Consider the following 16,738-nt stretch of genomic DNA (forward strand, 5'->3'; position numbering starts at 1 on the left):
TGGTCACTTCGATGCGGTGGTCTTGTTTTCCATGTTGACGACCTGCACGCGGCGGTTCACCTCCGCCATCGGCTGGCTCGGATCCTTCAGCTTGCTCTTGCCGTAGCCGACGGTGACGAGGTCGGCCGCGGGGATGCTGTACTTTTCCATGAGATAGCGCTTGATCGAATCCGCGCGGCGCTCCGACAGGTCCTGATTGTAGGCTTCGCCGCCGGCGGCGTCGGTGTGGCCGGCGACCACGAAGGTCGAGCCCTTCAGGTCCGGGCTGGTCAGCGCACGGCCGAGCGCCTGGACCGAGGACAGCGACTTGGCGCTGATATTGGCCGAGTTGTAGTCGAAGGTGATCTCGAGATCGATGTTCGGCTTGTCCTTGGCCACCGAGGCGATCTCCTCGCGCTCGGTGACCGAGAGCGAACGCGTAGCGCGTCCGCGGACGGACTGGAGCAGCTTGGTCTCCGCTGCGCTCGGCGCGGGATCGGCCTGCGGGCCGATCGAAAGGCCGCGGGTGAGGGGCTTCTTCGGCGGCGGCGCCAGGGCGCGAACGATCTCATCCTCGCTGACATTCTTGCTGTTGCCGTCATCGCCCGCGCGCACGGGTGATGGCGCCAGCGACAGGGCGGTGCCAATCGCGAAGATGGAAAGGATCGCGGTAAGTCCCTTTGCAGCCAATCTCATTGCCTGTCCCTCCTGCGCAGCCAGCGCGCGCGGTTCTAAAAAATTTGTGCAATAAGCCCCCAGAAGGCCGCTTGCGGCATCGTCAAATTAGTCGCCGGCGGGGCCGCAGGGTTCGAGGCGCGCCCCGCCTCAGCTCAAAAAAATATCAACGCACTCCGTAACTTGCGAATTCCTGAACGATGTTCGGGTCCATCGCCTTGGCATTGGCGATGTCCAGTGTACCCTCCTGCGCCGAGCCGTTGCGCTGCTTGGCGAGGCCCCGTCCATAGAGCGAGGAGGTCAGGCGCGGGTTGATCTTCAGCGCCGCGTCGAAATCGGCGATGGCATTCTTCACCGCGCCGGATTTCAGGTTGACGAGGCCCCGGCTGTCCAGCGCATCGACGAAATTCGGCCGCAGCCGCAGCGCCTCGTTGCAATCTTTCAGCGCGCCCTGGAGATCGCCGACTACGGTGCGGGTCCAGCAGCGGTTGTTCAGCGCCTCGACGTCCTTCGGATTGATCCGCAGCGTGCCGTCAAAATCCTTGATGGCGAGGTCGTAGGCGCCCTTGCTGGCATAGACTTGGCCGCGCCGGTACAGCGCGTTCACGTCATCGGGGTTGGCGGCGATCTTCGCTGTGAGGCCCTTGATCGTGGGATCGTCAGCCAGCAGGGCCTGACTCGGGCCGCTGTCGGTGCTGGTGCTCGGCGTGGCGACGGGATCGGCCGGCTTCACCGGCGGTGGCGGCGGCGGCAAGGCGGCCTCGACCTGCGGCTTCGCAGATGGGGCCGGGGCCGGCGCGACAGTCGCTTCCGCCGGCGGCTTTGGCGGAGGAGGCGGTGACGGCGGGGCGGGCGGCGCAGGCGGCGGATTGTTGGCGACCACGGCGGGTGGTGGAGCGGGAGGCGGCGGCGTTGTCGCCGCCGTCGGGCGCGATCCGCCGGCGCCTGGAATGAACGAGAAGTCCTCGGCCAATGAGGACGAGATCCAGGGCACCTGCTCGCCGCGCGAGGCGCGCGTGACGCCCATCTTGGTGCGGTTCAGCGTCTCCTCCGCCATCAGGTCGGGGACGCGGATTTCCTTGAGCAACTCCTGGACGAACAGGCTGTGGTCGCCGCCGGCGTCCGAGACCACCGAGGCCAGCGCCGCCGAATACATGACCAGCGTGCCGTTCGGCGCGATGACCGGCGTTAGCCCTGCCGAGAAGCTGCGGAACCGGCGCTCGAACGGATTGCGCCTGGAGGCATCGATCAGCGCGATCTTGACGCCGGCGCCACGGGTGTTGAGTTCGCCGAGGATGGTTTCGATGCTGAAGCCGTCGCGGCGCACGTCCGACTCGGTCCAGATCTGCGCATCGATCGGGATCATGTAGCTCTGGCGCGCCGACTGGATGCCGAAACCGCTGAAGAAGACCAGCGCCACCGCACCCGGCTTGATCTTGCCGTAGAGCTTGTCGAAGGCGCGGCGCATGGCATCGCCGGTCAGGTTCTCGCCGATCTCGACGGAAAAGCCGTCCCGTTTGAGTTCGTCGGCAACATCGCGTGCGTCGTTGATCGGTTCCTTCAGCGGGCTGTCCGCGTCCGGATATTTGGCGTTGCCGATGACCAGCGCAAAACGGTCACCGGCCGCCAGCGATGGCGCGGTCGGAAGCAGCGAGACGAGCAACGGCAGAAGAAAAAGGAAGCGAATTTTCATAATCAGCGCGGTCCAGCCAAAAGGGCGCCGTTCCCAGCTTGCGCCGCGGCGACCTTAACTTACGCTATTTGCATTATCAAACCGGGGGGAGGGGGCGTCAACCGCTTGGAGATTCGGCATTATCGCGACAATTGACCGCGATGCCGCTGCAAGTTGCGAAGGGAATAGATCGGCCGTCACGGCTTCGCTCGACGAAAGTTCGATTCAGGGCCCAAGCCTCTTGGGGGGCGATCCATGTTAGGCCGGCCATGGCGACGAAAGTGTGATTGGTCTCACATGATGGCGCGCGATGCGCCATAGTCCGGCAGCGTTTGACGTTTGCGACGGAGAATGGCTTGGTGCGCGGGATCGTCCCGAAAGGCTCCTTCAGAAAAAAGCAAAACCATGGGAAACGTCTACGAAATCTACGCCCTCCGCTATGCGACGATGTCGCCGCGCACCCCGCACATGAATTTCCTCGCGCCGGATCCGCACGATAGCGCGGCGCAGGACCTCGATTACTTCGTCTGGCTGATCCGCGGCGGCGGCCGCGATATTTTGGTCGATACCGGCTTCAATGCCGAGGAAGCGAGCTTGCGGGCGCGAAAACTGACACTCAATCCGGTCGATGCGCTTGAGCGTTTTGGCGTCTCCGCGTCAAGCATTCGCGACATCATCGTGACGCATCTGCATTACGACCACGCCGGCAATCTTGACCGCTTCCCGAATGCGCGCTTCCACCTCCAGGAGCGCGAGATGGCTTACGCGACGGGACGCTGCATGTGCAACGGACTATTGCGACATCCGTTCTCGGTCGAGCACGTCACGCTGATGGTGCGCCATGTCTATGGCGAGCGCGTCACCTTCTATTCTGGCGATGGCGAGATCGCGCCCGGCGTCACCGTGCACCGCGTCGGCGGCCATTCCGATGGCCTGCAGGTGGTGAAGGTCGAGACCGCGCGCGGACCGGTGGTGCTGGCGTCCGATGCTACGCATTACTACGCCAATCTCCAGCGCAGGAGCCCGTTCCCGATCGTCTACAATGTCGGTGACATGGCACAGGGCTGGGAGACGATCGAGCGTCTCGCCGGCCATCCCGACCGCTACATCCCCGGCCACGATCCGATCGTGACGGAGATTTATCCGCGCGCCAGCGACAAGGTCGACGTCTGGGCACTGCATCTGCCGCCGTCGACGTCGTTTGCGAAGTGACGGGCTAGCCGTCATTCCGGGCGCGCTGAAAGCGCGAACCCGGAATGACGGAGGAGGCTAATACGCCTCCTTGGCGTCCGCTTCTTCGCTGGTCTGGATCAGATCGAGGCTCTGCTCGAGCTTGCCGAGCAGCACTGATAATTGCTTGCGCTCTTGCCCCGAGAGGCAGGAGAGTATCTCGTCTTCCCGCCGCAAGAGTTGCGGGAACAGCTCCTCGTAGAGCGCGCGGCCCTTCTTCGTGAGCTGCAGGCGGAATTCGCGGCGATCGGCTGCGTTCTCGACCCGCTCGATCAGCTCGTCATGCAGGAGCGTGGTCACCGCGCGGCTGATGGTCGATTTGTGCGTGCGGGTGCATTGCGAGATGTACTGCGCGCTGCAGGCATCGTTGCGGAAGCCGAGCGTCGCCAGCACCCGCCAGGCCGGAATGTCGAGACCGTGGCGCTCCTGATATTCGACTGCGAGCGCGGCGCTCACTTCGGCAGCTAACCGGTTCAGGCGGAACGGCACGAACTTGAACAGGTCGAGCCGCGCCTTTGCCTTCGGCAATGTGTCGTCCGCTTCGCGTGTCTTCAGCGCGGTGTCTGTCGTCCTCGCCAAAATGCGCTCCGAATTCCAGTTGACGGCCGGCCGGCTCCGGTCCAAAATAGTTGCACGTGAGACTATCTAGCAGATCGGTCCTCTCCTGACCAGAGCCGAGGTTAGCGCATGGCGCAGGCAAAGACCCAGTTCGGCTACCGCCGCCATCCCGATCAGGACCGCCCCGGCCCGAACCCGGCCGAGCATGCGGTGGTCGTGGTCGGCGCCGGCCCGGTCGGACTGTCGCTGGCGATCGACCTCGCCCAGCGCGGCCAGCCTGTCGTCCTCCTGGATGATGCCGACCGCATCGGCGAGGGCTCGCGCGCGATCTGCTTCTCCAAGCGCTCGCTGGAATATTGGGACCGGCTCGGCGTCGGCGACCGCATGGTCGACAAGGGCGTGGTGTGGAGCGTCGGCCGCATCTTCCACGGCGAGTCCCAGCTCTACCAGTTCAACCTGCTGCCTGAGGACGGCCACAAGCGGCCGGCCTTCATCAACCTCCAGCAATATTACGCCGAGGCCTACCTGGTCGATCGCATCAATGATCTGCCGGGGATCGACCTGCGCTGGCGCAACAAGGTGACGGCGCTGGAGCAGCGCAACGACTCTGTGGTGCTGACCATCGAGACGCCCGAGGGCGCCTATCGCCTGCAGGCCCAATACGTCATCGCCTGCGATGGGGCGCGCTCCTCGATGCGACAGATGGTCGGTGCGGAATTCGCCGGCCAGGTGTTCGAGGATCAGTTCCTGATCGCCGACGTCAAGATGACCGCCGAATTCCCGACCGAGCGCTGGTTCTGGTTCGATCCGCCGTTCCATGCCGGGCGCTCGGCGCTGTTGCACCGCCAGCCCGACGACGTCTGGCGCATCGATCTCCAGCTCAGCCGCGATGCCGATCCTGTGTTCGAGAAGAAGCCGGAGAACGTGCGGCCGCGCATCGCGCGCATGCTCGGCCACGACAAGTTCGCGTTCGAATGGATCTCGCTCTACAAATTCCAGTGCCGCCGCATGGACCGCTTTCTCCATGGCCGCGTGGTCTTCGCCGGCGATTCGGCGCATCAGGTCTCGCCCTTTGGCGCACGCGGCGCCAACTCAGGTCTCGAGGACGCCGAAAATCTCTCCTGGAAGCTCGATCGCGTGCTGCGCGGGCGCTCGCCCGCGAGCCTGCTGGAGAGCTACCACGTCGAGCGCAGTCTCGCCGCCGACGAGAACATTCGCGAATCCACGCGCTCCACCGATTTCATGGCGCCGAATACGCCTCAAGAAGCGCGGCTGCGCCAGGCAGTGCTGTCGCTCGCCAAGGAGACCGAGTTCGGCAAGCGCATGGTCAATGGTGGCCGGCTGTCGGTGCCCTGCAGCTATGACTCGCCGCTGTCCTCGCCCGATGCCGATGCGTGGCGTGGCGGCCCGAAGCCCGGCTGTTCCATGCTGGATGCGCCGGTCGAAGTGCGCGCGGGCGAACAGACCTATCTCACGGAGGTGTTCCGCAAGGGAGGAACGGACTTCGCCCTGCTGTCGTTCAGCAATGGCGCAGCAATCGGGGCGCCCGGCGGCGTCAAGGACATCCGGATTGGCGGCGAGGGCGGTCTGGCCGATTCCGCCGGTCTCGCCGCGAAGCGCTACGACGCCGAACCTGGTACGGCCTATCTGCTCCGGCCCGACGGCTATGTCGCCGCGCGCTTCCGCCATCCGACAGGAGCCGCGATCGCGGCGGCGCTGTCGCGCGCCGAAGGTTTGAACTGAGGTCTCGCATGCCGCTTTCCACCAGCTCGAATTTCGCGCGGCCCGATGACGCCTTCCGCGCCATCGTCGAGGCACATCGCGGGCTCTCGGACGGACAGAGCGCGGATTTCGATGCGGCGTTGGTGCTGATCCTCGCCAACCATATCGGCGACATCGATGTACTGCGCGAGGCGATCGTGCTCGCCAAGCGGCGCATGATCGACGGCCAGCAGCAACAACAGCAACAACAATGACCCTGTGAATCAAGGATAAACTGATGGCGAAGAACTTCGCATCCACCGGCGACCTCTCCGAGAAGAAGATCACCTTCTCCGAGATCGGCACCGATCTCTATGCTTTCACCGCCGAGGGCGACCCAAACACGGCCGTCATCGTCGGCGACGACGGCTGCCTGGTGTTCGACGCGCAGGCGACGCCTGCGATGGCGAACAAGGTGATCGAGCGCGTCCGCGCCGTCACCGACAAGCCGATCAAGTATGTCGTGCTGTCGCACTATCACGCCGTGCGCGTGCTGGGCGCCTCTGCCTACAAGGCGCAAGGCATCGTCGCCTCGCAGGAGACCTATCGGCTGATCGAGGAGCGCGGCAAGCAGGATTGGGACTCCGAATACGGCCGCTTCCCGCGCCTGTTCCAGGACGCCGCGAGCATTCCCGGCCTGACCTGGCCGACGCTGACCTTCGAAGGCGAGATGTCGATTTATCTCGGCAAGCGCGAGGTGCGGCTGATGCAGCTCGGCGCGGGCCATACCTCGGGCGACATCGTCGCCTGGGTGCCGGATGCAGAAGTCATGTTCTCCGGCGATCTCATCGAATATCACTCGGCCTGCTATTGCGGCGATGCGCATTTGCGCGAATGGCCGCTGACGCTGAACGAAATCCGCAACTTCAATCCGAAGGCGATTGCGCCGGGCCGTGGCGATGCACTCAAGGGCACCACCACCGCGCGCGAGGCCATCGCGATGACGCGCGACTTCGTCTCGACGCTCTATGGCGCAGCCGAAATCTCCGTCGCCAAGGGCCGCACGCTGAAGGAGACGATGGCGGCGACCCGCGAGGTGATGGACCCGAAATTCTCGAGCTTTGCCATCTACGAGCACTGCCTGCCGTTCAACGTGTCGCGCGCCTTCGACGAGGCGTCGGGGATCGACGACCCCGTGATCTGGACCGACAAGCGCGACCAGGAGATGTGGGCCGCCCTGCAAGGAGGAGGATAGTCATGAACATCAACACCTCGCCGGATCAGATCGTTCGCAGCACGGGCCAGGTCACGCCGGGCTACATGTCCGGCTTCGGCAACAGCTTTGAGACCGAGGCGCTGCCAGGCGCGCTGCCGATGGGCCGCAACTCGCCGCAGCGTTGCGCCTACGGGCTCTATGCCGAGCAGCTTTCGGGCTCGCCGTTCACAGCGCCGCGCGGCACCAATGAGCGCTCCTGGCTCTATCGCATCCGTCCCTCGGTGAAGCATTCGGGCCGCTTCGAGAAGGTCGATGCCGGCCTGTGGCGCTCGGCGCCGTGCCATGAATACGATCTGCCGATCGCGCAGCTTCGCTGGGATCCGGCGCCGATCCCGAAGGAAGAGATCACCTTCCTTCAGGGCGTGCAGACCATGACGACGGCCGGCGACGTCAACACGCAAGGAGGCATGGCCGCGCACGTCTATCTCATCACCAAGTCGATGGTGGACCAGCACTTCTACAATGCCGATGGCGAGATGCTGTTCGTGCTACAGCAGGGCAATTTGCGCTTCGTCACCGAGTTCGGCCGCATCGACGCCGAGCCCGGCGAGATCGTGGTGATCCCGCGCGGCGTAAAATTCCGCGTGGAGATTTTGAATGGGCCGGCGCGCGGCTATCTCTGCGAAAACTATGGCGGCGCCTTCACGCTGCCGGAGCGCGGCCCGATCGGCGCCAATTGCCTTGCCAATGCGCGCGACTTCCTGACGCCGGTCGCAAGCTACGAGGACAAGGACACGCCGACCGAGCTCTTCGTGAAATGGGGCGGCTCGCTGTTCAAGACCACGCTGCCGCATTCGCCGATCGACGTCGTCGCCTGGCACGGCAATTACGCGCCGTACAAATACGATTTGCGCACCTTCTCGCCGGTCGGCGCGATCGCGTTCGATCATCCTGATCCGTCGATCTTCACGGTGCTGACCTCGCCGTCGGAGACGGCGGGCACTGCGAATATCGACTTCGTCATCTTCCCCGAGCGCTGGTTGGTCGCCGACAACACCTTCCGTCCGCCCTGGTACCACATGAACATCATGAGTGAGTTCATGGGCCTGATCTACGGCGTCTACGACGCCAAGCCGCAAGGTTTTGTCCCCGGCGGCATAAGCTTGCACAATTGCATGCTGCCGCACGGTCCCGATCGTGAGGCCTTCGACCACGCCAGCAACAGCGAATTGAAGCCGGTGAAGCTGACGGGCACCATGGCCTTCATGTTCGAGACCCGCTACCCGCAGCGCGTTACCGCGCACGCCGCGCAATCGTCGACGTTGCAGGACGATTACGCGGAGTGCTGGAAGGGACTTGAGAAGCGGTTCGATCCGAGCCGACGGTAGTGTTCCACCCTCTCCCCTTGTGGGAGAGGGTGGCTCGCCGCGTAGCGGCGAGACGGGTGAGGGGTCTGTCTCCGCGAGTGAACCTCTCTCATTCGGGCACGCGGATAGAGCCCCTCATCCGGCGCCGTAGCCGATGCAAAGCATCGGCGTTCTAAGGACGGCGGCCGAAGGCCGCCTACGCCACCTTCTCCCACAAGGGGAGAAGGAAGAAAGGACCAAGCCAAAAGTGACAACGCACCCCAACGATCCCAGCCTCCGCTCCTTCATCGACGTCGATCCCGCCTCCGACTTCCCGATCCAGAACCTGCCCTATGGCGTGTTCTCGACCGCGGCCTCTCCGTCGCCGCGCGTTGGTGTAGCGATCGGCAACTACGTGCTCGACCTCTGGGCGCTCGAGCAGGATTGCCGGCTCGATGTCGGCCCGCTCGGCGTGTTCTCCGCGCCCTCGCTCAATCCGTTCATGGCGCTCGGGCCAAAGGTCTGGGCCAAGACGCGGGCGCGGATCAGCGAGCTGCTGCGTCATGATCACCCCGAGCTGCGCGACAACGAGGACCTGCGCAAACAAGCGCTGGTGCCGATGCGCGATGTGCGGCTGCATTTGCCGTTCACCGTCTCCGGCTACACCGACTTCTATTCGTCGAAAGAGCACGCCACCAATGTCGGTGTGATGTTCCGCGGCAAGGACAACGCGCTGCAGCCGAACTGGCTCTACATGCCGATTGGCTACAACGGCCGCGCCTCCACCGTCGTGGTGTCCGGTACGCAAGTGAAGCGCCCGCGCGGGCAGTTGAAGCCGCCGACCGCCGAGGTGCCGAGCTTTGCGCCCTGCAAGCGGCTCGATTTCGAGCTGGAGATGGGCGTCGTGGTCGGCCAGCCCTCGCCGATCGGCGGCATGCTGACCGAGAGCCAGGCCGAGGAAATGATCTTCGGCTTCGTGCTGCTCAACGACTGGAGCGCGCGCGACATCCAGCACTGGGAATACGTGCCGCTCGGGCCGTTCCTGGCCAAGGCATTCGCGACCTCGATCAGCCCGTGGGTGGTGACGCGCGAGGCGCTGGAGCCATTCCGGCTCAACGGACCCGAGCAGAGCCCGGCGCCGCTGGATTATCTTAGGCAAGCTCGGCCGCAGAACTATGACCTCGAGCTCGACGTCTTCTTGCGCGCCGCCGGCGCGAACGCGCCCGCCAGCATCAGCCGCACCAATTTCAAATACATGTACTGGTCCTCGGTGCAGCAATTGATGCACCACGCCTCCAGCGGCTGCGCCATGAATGTCGGCGATCTCTTGGGGGCCGGCACGATCTCCGGTCCGGAGAAGAACCAGCGCGGCAGCCTTTTGGAGATTGGCTGGAACGGCACCGAACCGGTGGAATTGCCCGGCGGCGTCAAGCGCTCGTTCCTGGAAGACGGCGACAGCCTCGTCATGCGTGGCTGGTGCCAGGGTAACGGCTATCGCGTCGGGTTCGGCGAGGTCGAAGGGACGATCTTGCCGGCGGAGTGAGCTCAGTCGTTGCCACATCCTCCGTCATTGCGAGCGCAGCGAAGCAATCCAGAGTCTTTCCGCGGAGGGATTCTGGATTGCTTCGTCGCAAGAGCTCCTCGCAATGACGATATGGCGAAAGCCTACCGCTTCTCCGGCGGCACGTCGCGTATCCTGGCGCAGTGCGCCGCGACGTCATCCGGGCTGTACTTCAAATGCACCCGCTTGTCCGACGGCGCGTGCTTGGCCACGCACACGCCGGGCCGCCATTCCCGTGTCGGGCGGATCGGGCGCGGGGCAAAGCCGCCGCCGCAGTTCGGGCAGACATTGGACAGCTTTGTCTCGACGCAGTCCGCGCAGAACGTGCATTCATAGGAGCAGATCCGGGCGTCCGTCGCACTCGGCGGCAGGTCGCGGTCGCAATATTCGCAGTTCGGTCGAAGTTGCAGCGCCATCTCGTAACCTCGCTCTGAGGGGGCGCATCATTGCAGATCGCGGGCGCAGCGCGAATGTCGCATTTCCCTCGATTTCAGCCTGTGACCTGTTTCAGCGGCAGCCGCGTGCTCTCCTTGAGCCGGTCCAGGACGATGGAGGAGCGCACATGCGCCACGCTCTGGTGCGGCATCAGCACGTCGTTGACGAGATTGGAGAGTCCCTTGAGGTCGCGCAGCACCGCCTTGAGCACGTAGTCGGCGTCGCCGGTCAGCGAATAGGCCTCCTGGATCTCGTCGATGCGGCCAACGAGTGCGCGAAAGCGCTTGGAATTGTCGGGTGAGTGGGTGGCTAACGTCACCTGGATGAAGGCGATCACGCCGAAGCCGAGCGCCTCGCTGGAGAGGTCGGCGTGATAACCGGCGATCACCTTCTCCTCCTCCAGTCGCATCCGCCGCCGCGAGCATTGCGAGGCCGAAAGCCCCGCGAGCTCGGCGAGCTCCTGGTTGGTGAGACGGCCGTCATCCTGGAGCGCGCCCAGGATCCTGAGGTCGAATGCGTCAACAGAAATCATGCGATCTTTGCCAAATTCATGCACAAACCGTGCATGCTTTACCCAAATCCCATCCCGTTTGCACGCTCATTGTGTGCCAGATGAAGGATAGTTCTCGCCAGCAGCAATTTGGGAGAACCACCATGGGTCCGTTTCCGCACGATGCACCGCCGGCCACGATCAGCGCCGACAATCCGATGGGCACCGACGGGTTCGAGTTCGTCGAATATGCGCACCCCAATCCGCAAGAGCTGCACACCCTATTCAAGTTGATGGGCTTTGCCGTCGTCGCTCGTCACAAGGCCAAGAAGATCACGGTCTATCGTCAGGGCGACATCAACTATCTCGTCAACGAAGAGCCCGGCACCCACGGTTTCGACTTCGTCGCTGCGCACGGCCCCTGTGCACCGTCGATGGCGTTCCGCGTCGTCGATGCGCAAAAGGCCTATGACCGGGCGATTGCGCTCGGCGCGGAGCCGGCCGACGCCACGTCTGCGCAGAAGACGCTCGATGTGCCCGCGATCAAGGGGATCGGCGGCAGCCTGCTCTATTTCGTCGATTCCTATGGCGCCAAGGGCTCGGCCTATGATGCCGAGTTCGAATGGCTGGGCGCGCGCGATCCACGACCCCATGGTGCCGGTCTGTTCTATCTCGACCATCTCACCCATAACGTCCATCGCGGGCGCATGGACGTCTGGGCGGGCTTCTATGAAAAGCTCTTCAACTTCCGCCAGATCCGCTTCTTCGACATCGAGGGGCGCGCCTCCGGCCTGTTCTCGCGTGCGCTGACCAGCCCCGACGGCAAGATCCGGATTCCGATCAACGAGGACGCCGGCGATTCCGGACAGATCGAGGAATATCTGAAGACCTATCGCGGCGAGGGCATTCAGCACATTGCCTGCGGCTGCCGCGACATCCACGCCACCATCGAAGGCCTGCGCGAAGCCGGCCTGCCGTTCATGCCGTCGCCGCCCGACACCTATTTCGAGCGGATCGACAGCCGCCTGCCCAAGCACGGTGAGGACGTCGCACGGCTTAAGACCAACGGCATCCTGATCGACGGCGAGGGCGTGGTCGACGGCGGCCAGACCAAGGTGCTGCTGCAGATCTTCTCGGCCAACGCGATCGGCCCGATTTTCTTCGAATTCATCCAGCGCAAGGGCGATGATGGTTTTGGCGAGGGCAATTTCAAGGCCCTGTTCGAATCGATCGAGGAGGATCAGATACGGCGCGGGGTGTTGAAGGTGGACAACGCGGCGTAAGCTGCGCGCCTCGCACTTGGGCACACGGTTGGGTCAAAGCAGATGTCGTCCTGGCGAAAAGCCAGGACGACGTCGGAGGGTGAGGCGATAGCGGAGATCTACCGCCGCTAACGCCCCGTCTTCCACGCCTTCGTCACCGCACCGATCTCCGCGGCCTCGGGCTCGCGGATCGCGGACGGCGTGCGTGAGAAGCGCGGCGCGGGGGCGGGCTGTTTCACGCCGTGGCGCTCGACGAAGACGTTGCGCGCGACCATGTGCGGATGCTGGGTCGCTTCCGACATGGTCAGCACCGGCGCAAAGCAGATGTCGGTGCCTTCCATGATCTTGCACCAGTCCTCGCGCGTCTTGCTCTTGAAGACCGCCTTCAGCTTCTCCTTCAGCGCCGGCCACGCCTTGCGGTCCATCTGCGCGTCGAAATCGGCGTCGGTCAGGCCGGCATGCTGGCGCAAGAGCGCATAGAACTGCGGTTCGATCGAACCGATCGAGATGAAATGGCCGCAGGCGCATTCGTAGACGCCGTAGAAATGCGCGCCGCCGTCGAGGAAATTCTGGTTGCGGCCCTCGGCCCAGCGGCCCATCGCGGTCATGTCGAAGAAGAACGACATCAGCGACGCCCCGCCGTCGCACATCGCGGTATCGACCACCTGGCCCTTGCCGGACTTCTGCGCTTCCAGCAGCGCGGCGAGCACGCCGACGACGAGATAGAGCGCACCGCCGCCGAAATCGCCGACCAGGTTGAGCGGCGGCACCGGAGCCTCTTTGGTGCCGATCGCGGCGAGCGCGCCGGTGATCGAGATGTAGTTGATGTCATGACCGGCGGCGCAGGCAAGCGGGCCGTCCTGGCCCCACCCGGTCATGCGGCCGTAGACGAGCTTTGGATTGCGCGCGTGCACGATTTCGGGGCCGAGCCCGAGCCGCTCCATCACGCCGGGACGAAAGCCCTCGACCAGTGCGTCGGCGTTGGCGAGCAGATCGAGCACCTCTGCGATCGCCGCCTTGTCCTTGAGGTCGAGCTCGATCACCTTGCGGCCGCGGCCTGCCACCGACTTCATGCTCTTCTTCGCGCCGACACGGTCGACCGTGACGACGTCTGCACCCATGTCGGCCAGCATCATGCACGCGAACGGACCGGGGCCGATGCCGGCGAATTCGACGATGCGGAAGCCCGAAAGCGGGCCGGAGGCGCGGACGGAGGGAGCGGGAGCTGGTTTGTCGAGCACGTTCTTGTTTCCTCGGATCACAAGGGATGCGCGAGTTGCGGCAACCGCTTGAGACGTTCCTCTGTGGACGAGTTAATTGGCTGATTAACTTTTCCCGCCTTACACCGGACGAGGCAAGCGCTTTTCATGCATGGGCGCATAATAAAAGCGGCGCGCATTGCTGCACGCCGCGAAGGATTTGTGTTCAGTAGCTATCAGCCGGCAGCCGCCACCGCGCGCTGCGCCATCACCTTGATCAGGTTGGCGCGGTAATCCGACGAGCCGTGAATGTCAGAGAGCAGTCCGCTCGCCGAAATGCTGACGCTGTCGATCGCGGATGGCGACCAGTTCGCTTTCAGCGCGGCTTCGATGGCGGGAACCCGCATCACCCCGCTCTGCGAGGCACCGGTGGCAGCGACGCGGATCTCGCCCGATTTCGTTTGTACGACGAACACGGCGGTCAGCGCGAAGCGCGAGGCCGGATGCGGCATCTTGGCGTAGCCCGCCTTCTGCGGAACGGGGAACGACACGGCGGTGACGATCTCGCCGTCCTCGAGGGCGGTCGTGAACAGGCCCTTGAAGAAATCATCTGCCGCGATCGACCGCTTGTTGGTCTTGATCGTCGCGCCGAGCGCCAATGTCGCGGCCGGATAATCCGCGGCGGGATCGTTGTTGGCGAGCGAGCCGCCGATCGTGCCGCGATAGCGCACGGCGGGATCGCCGATCAGCGAGGCGAGATAGGCGAGCGCGGGGATCGCCTTCTTCGCGGCGTCGCTGGTCGCCACGTCATAGTGCGGCGTGGCCGCCTTGATGGTCAGCGTGTCGCCGGAAGCCTCGACGCCGATCAGCTCCTTGATCTTGCCAAGGTCGATCACATCGGAGGGCCCGGCGAGCCGCTGCTTCATCACCGGCAGCAGGGTCTGGCCGCCGGCGAGAAACTTCGAATCGCTGCCCTTGGCGAACAGGCTGGCCGCTTCGTCGACCGAGGAGGCGCGATGATAAGTGGTCTGGTACATCTTCGTTGCTCCTCTTAAGCCGCGTGGATCGTGCGCCACACCCGGTCAGGGGTTGCGGGCATTTCCAGATTGTTCTTGCCGATCGCATCCGTGATCGCGTTGATCACGGCCGCAGAGGCGCCGATCGCGCCGGCCTCACCGCAGCCCTTGATACCGAGCGGGTTGCCCGGGCAGAGCGTCGTGGTGTGGGAGAGCTTGAACGAGGGCAGGTCGTCGGCGCGCGGCATGGAGTAATCCATGAACGAGGCCGTCACCGGCTGGCCGCTGGCATCGTAGATCGCATGCTCGAGCAGCGCTTGCCCGATGCCTTGTGCGAGACCCCCATGGACCTGGCCTTCGACGATCATCGGGTTGATCAGCCGGCCGAAGTCGTCGGCCGCGACGAAGTTGACGAAGGAAGTCTTGCCGGTACCGGGATCGACTTCGAGCTCGCAGATATAGGCGCCGGCCGGGAAGGTGAAGTTGGTCGGGTCGTAGAAGGCGGTCTCCTTCAGGCCCGGCTCCATCCCGTCAGGCAGGTTGTGCGCGGTGTAGGCCGCGAGCGCGACCATCGGGAAGGCGATCGCCTTGTCGGTGCCGGTCACCTTGAACTCGCCGTTCTCGATGACGATGTCGGCTTCGGACGCTTCGAGCGCATGCGCGGCGATCTTCCTGGCCTTGGACTCGACCTTCTCCATCGCCTTCAGGATCGCGGTGAGACCGACGGCTGCGGAGCGCGAGCCGTAGGTGCCCATGCCGAACTGCACCTTGTCGGTGTCGCCATGGACGATCGAGACCTGGCTGATGGGAACGCCGAGGCGATCGGCGACGAGCTGGCAGAAAGTGGTCTCGTGGCCCTGGCCGTGGCTGTGCGAGCCGGTGAGGATCTCGATGGTGCCGACCGGATTGACACGCACCTCGGCCGATTCCCATAAGCCCACGCCGGCGCCCAGGCTGCCGACCGCCTTCGACGGCGCGATGCCGCAGGCCTCGATGTAGCAGGACACGCCGATGCCGCGCAGTTTGCCTTGCGCCTTCGCCTGCGCCTTGCGGGCCGGGAAGCCGGCGTAGTCGATCGCCTTCATCGCGGCGTCGAGCGAGGCGTTAAAGTCGCCGGTGTCATAGGCCATGATCACCGGCGTCTGGTGTGGGAATTGGGTGATGAAGTTCGTCCTGCGCAACGCGGCCGGATCGACGTTGAGCTGCCGCGCCGCCGTCTCCATCATCCGCTCGAGCAGATAGCTCGCCTCGGGCCGGCCCGCGCCGCGATAGGCGTCGACCGGCGTGGTGTTGGTGTAGACACCGATCACCTCGGCATGAATCGCCGGGATGTTGTACTGGCCCGACAACAACGTCGCATAGAGATAGGTCGGCACTGACGATGAGAACAGCGACATATAGGCGCCGAAATTGGCGTAGGTCTTCACCTTCAACCCGGTGATCTTGTTGTTGGCGTCGAACGCCATCTCGGCATGGGTGACATGGTCGCGGCCGTGCGCGTCGGTGAGGAAGGCCTCGGTGCGGTCGCCGGTCCATTTCACCGGACGGCCAACCTTCTTCGACGCCCACAGCGCCACCATTTCCTCCGGATAGATGAAGATCTTCGAGCCGAAGCCGCCGCCGACGTCGGGTGCGATCACGCGCAGCTTGTGCTCGGGGGCGATGTTGTAGAACGCCGACAGCACAAGGCGGGCGACGTGGGGATTCTGCGACGTCGTATAGAGCGTGAAATGCTCCTCTGCCGCATCATAATCGGCGATCGCCGCGCGCGGCTCCATCGCATTGGGCGCGAGGCGGTTGTTGGTGAGGTCGAGCTTCACCACATTGGCGGCCTTCGCGAAGGCGGTGTCCACCGCGCCCTCGTCGCCGAGCACCCAGTCATAGACCTGGTTGCCGGGGGCTTCGGGATGAAGCTGCGGCGCGCCGGCCTTGATCGCGGCGGTCACGTCGGCGACCGCCGGCAGCTCTTCATAGTCCACGACCACGGCCTCGGCGGCGTCGCGCGCGAGATTCTTGCTCTCGGCGATCACCACTGCCACGGCCTGACCGACGAAGCGCACCGTCTCCGGTGCCATCGCCGGCCATGCGCCCATCTTCATCGGGCTGCCATCCTTGGAGGTGATGGCCCAGCCGCAGATGAGGTTGCCGACCTTGTCGTCGACGATCTGCTTGCCGGTGAGCACTGCGACCACGCCCGGCATCTTCAGCGCGGCGGAGGAATCGATCCCCTTCACCTTGGCGTGCGCATGTGGGCTGCGGATGAAATGGGCAAAGGTCATGCCCGTCAGTTTGATGTCGTCGACGTACCGGCCCTTGCCGGTGATGAAACGCTTGTCTTCCTTGCGCACGACGCTTGCGCCGATGCCTTCAACACCCATGTCCTGTCCTCCCGACCGGA

General features: G+C 64.4%; 15 protein-coding genes. 7 read left to right on the forward strand and 8 right to left on the reverse strand.

Translation table 11 applies throughout. From position 1 onward, the window contains the following. Positions 1-3: 3 nt before the first annotated feature. Together MTX21_RS27395 and MTX21_RS27400 are read right to left on the reverse strand one after the other, a co-directional pair. On the reverse strand, positions 4-675 hold the full coding sequence (locus MTX21_RS27395; RefSeq protein ID WP_280967767.1) for an OmpA family protein: 672 nt from the start codon (positions 673-675) through the stop codon (positions 4-6). Positions 676-820: 145 nt separating this feature from the next. After that, on the reverse strand, positions 821-2,347 hold the full coding sequence (locus tag MTX21_RS27400) for a caspase family protein (protein WP_280967768.1): 1,527 nt from the start codon (positions 2,345-2,347) through the stop codon (positions 821-823). Positions 2,348-2,731: 384 nt separating this feature from the next. Here MTX21_RS27400 and MTX21_RS27405 point away from each other — a divergent pair, with 384 nt between their 5' ends. Beyond that, positions 2,732-3,538, forward strand: coding sequence for an N-acyl homoserine lactonase family protein (locus MTX21_RS27405; protein ID WP_280967769.1), 807 nt, complete (start codon positions 2,732-2,734; stop codon positions 3,536-3,538). A 57-nt stretch (positions 3,539-3,595) separates the two neighbouring features. Here MTX21_RS27405 and MTX21_RS27410 read toward each other — a convergent pair whose 3' ends face one another. Further along, a complete protein-coding gene (locus tag MTX21_RS27410) occupies positions 3,596-4,135 on the reverse strand; it encodes a MarR family transcriptional regulator (RefSeq protein WP_280967770.1) in 540 nt (179 codons plus the stop codon). Positions 4,136-4,243: 108 nt separating this feature from the next. Here MTX21_RS27410 and MTX21_RS27415 point away from each other — a divergent pair, with 108 nt between their 5' ends. From MTX21_RS27415 to fahA, 5 genes are all read left to right on the forward strand, one after another. Continuing rightward, positions 4,244-5,857 (forward strand): FAD-dependent oxidoreductase, encoded by a 1,614-nt coding sequence (locus MTX21_RS27415; protein ID WP_280967771.1) that lies wholly within the window; start codon positions 4,244-4,246, stop codon positions 5,855-5,857. Between the two features lie 8 nt (positions 5,858-5,865). Continuing rightward, positions 5,866-6,090, forward strand: a complete 225-nt coding sequence (locus MTX21_RS27420) for a DUF2783 domain-containing protein (RefSeq protein WP_280967772.1) — start codon at positions 5,866-5,868, stop codon at positions 6,088-6,090. Positions 6,091-6,113: 23 nt separating this feature from the next. After that, on the forward strand, positions 6,114-7,070 hold the full coding sequence (locus MTX21_RS27425; RefSeq protein ID WP_280967773.1) for an MBL fold metallo-hydrolase: 957 nt from the start codon (positions 6,114-6,116) through the stop codon (positions 7,068-7,070). A 2-nt stretch (positions 7,071-7,072) separates the two neighbouring features. Further along, positions 7,073-8,419 (forward strand): homogentisate 1,2-dioxygenase, encoded by a 1,347-nt coding sequence (hmgA, locus tag MTX21_RS27430; protein ID WP_280967774.1) that lies wholly within the window; start codon positions 7,073-7,075, stop codon positions 8,417-8,419. Positions 8,420-8,645: 226 nt separating this feature from the next. After that, the gene (gene fahA / locus MTX21_RS27435; protein WP_280967775.1) at positions 8,646-9,920 is read left to right on the forward strand and encodes a fumarylacetoacetase; all 1,275 of its coding nucleotides are present in this window, start codon (positions 8,646-8,648) and stop codon (positions 9,918-9,920) included. A 122-nt stretch (positions 9,921-10,042) separates the two neighbouring features. Here the strand turns inward: fahA and MTX21_RS27440 are convergent, their stop codons facing one another. Next, positions 10,043-10,354, reverse strand: a complete 312-nt coding sequence (locus MTX21_RS27440; protein WP_280967776.1) for a DUF1272 domain-containing protein — start codon at positions 10,352-10,354, stop codon at positions 10,043-10,045. 74 nt (positions 10,355-10,428) lie between these two features. Further along, complete coding sequence (locus tag MTX21_RS27445; RefSeq protein WP_280967777.1) at positions 10,429-10,905, reverse strand: Lrp/AsnC family transcriptional regulator; 477 nt, start codon at positions 10,903-10,905, stop codon at positions 10,429-10,431. Between the two features lie 122 nt (positions 10,906-11,027). Between MTX21_RS27445 and hppD the strand changes: the two genes are divergently transcribed. Then, positions 11,028-12,146 carry a 4-hydroxyphenylpyruvate dioxygenase gene (gene hppD, locus MTX21_RS27450; RefSeq protein WP_280967778.1) on the forward strand — a complete coding sequence of 373 codons (1,119 nt, stop codon included), beginning with the start codon at positions 11,028-11,030 and terminating at the stop codon, positions 12,144-12,146. Positions 12,147-12,253: 107 nt separating this feature from the next. On the opposite strand, the gene MTX21_RS27455 is transcribed toward hppD, so the two are convergent. The 3 genes from MTX21_RS27455 to MTX21_RS27465 all read right to left on the reverse strand — a co-directional run bounded on the left by MTX21_RS27455 (position 12,254) and on the right by MTX21_RS27465 (position 16,718). Next, positions 12,254-13,366, reverse strand: a complete 1,113-nt coding sequence (locus MTX21_RS27455; protein WP_280967779.1) for a CaiB/BaiF CoA-transferase family protein — start codon at positions 13,364-13,366, stop codon at positions 12,254-12,256. Positions 13,367-13,560: 194 nt separating this feature from the next. Then, entirely contained in the window at positions 13,561-14,361 is an 801-nt protein-coding gene (locus tag MTX21_RS27460) for a xanthine dehydrogenase family protein subunit M (RefSeq protein WP_280967780.1), read from the reverse strand. Positions 14,362-14,375: 14 nt separating this feature from the next. Next, positions 14,376-16,718 carry a xanthine dehydrogenase family protein molybdopterin-binding subunit gene (locus MTX21_RS27465; protein ID WP_280967781.1) on the reverse strand — a complete coding sequence of 781 codons (2,343 nt, stop codon included), beginning with the start codon at positions 16,716-16,718 and terminating at the stop codon, positions 14,376-14,378. Positions 16,719-16,738: the final 20 nt, after the last annotated feature.

The sequence above is a fragment of the Bradyrhizobium sp. ISRA430 genome (genome assembly GCF_029909975.1).
Taxonomy (GTDB): domain Bacteria; phylum Pseudomonadota; class Alphaproteobacteria; order Rhizobiales; family Xanthobacteraceae; genus Bradyrhizobium.

Excerpts from the sequence above, each read along its gene's own strand:
- MTX21_RS27395 (WP_280967767.1), bottom strand. The coding sequence starts at position 675 with ATGAGATTGGCTGCAAAGGGACTTACCGCGATCCTTTCCATCTTCGCG.
- MTX21_RS27400 (WP_280967768.1), bottom strand. The coding sequence starts at position 2,347 with ATGAAAATTCGCTTCCTTTTTCTTCTGCCGTTGCTCGTCTCGCTGCTT.
- MTX21_RS27405 (WP_280967769.1), top strand. The coding sequence starts at position 2,732 with ATGGGAAACGTCTACGAAATCTACGCCCTCCGCTATGCGACGATGTCG.
- MTX21_RS27415 (WP_280967771.1), top strand. The coding sequence starts at position 4,244 with ATGGCGCAGGCAAAGACCCAGTTCGGCTACCGCCGCCATCCCGATCAG.
- MTX21_RS27420 (WP_280967772.1), top strand. The coding sequence starts at position 5,866 with ATGCCGCTTTCCACCAGCTCGAATTTCGCGCGGCCCGATGACGCCTTC.
- MTX21_RS27425 (WP_280967773.1), top strand. The coding sequence starts at position 6,114 with ATGGCGAAGAACTTCGCATCCACCGGCGACCTCTCCGAGAAGAAGATC.
- hmgA (WP_280967774.1), top strand. The coding sequence starts at position 7,073 with ATGAACATCAACACCTCGCCGGATCAGATCGTTCGCAGCACGGGCCAG.
- MTX21_RS27440 (WP_280967776.1), bottom strand. The coding sequence starts at position 10,354 with ATGGCGCTGCAACTTCGACCGAACTGCGAATATTGCGACCGCGACCTG.
- MTX21_RS27445 (WP_280967777.1), bottom strand. The coding sequence starts at position 10,905 with ATGATTTCTGTTGACGCATTCGACCTCAGGATCCTGGGCGCGCTCCAG.
- hppD (WP_280967778.1), top strand. The coding sequence starts at position 11,028 with ATGGGTCCGTTTCCGCACGATGCACCGCCGGCCACGATCAGCGCCGAC.
- MTX21_RS27460 (WP_280967780.1), bottom strand. The coding sequence starts at position 14,361 with ATGTACCAGACCACTTATCATCGCGCCTCCTCGGTCGACGAAGCGGCC.
- MTX21_RS27465 (WP_280967781.1), bottom strand. The coding sequence starts at position 16,718 with ATGGGTGTTGAAGGCATCGGCGCAAGCGTCGTGCGCAAGGAAGACAAG.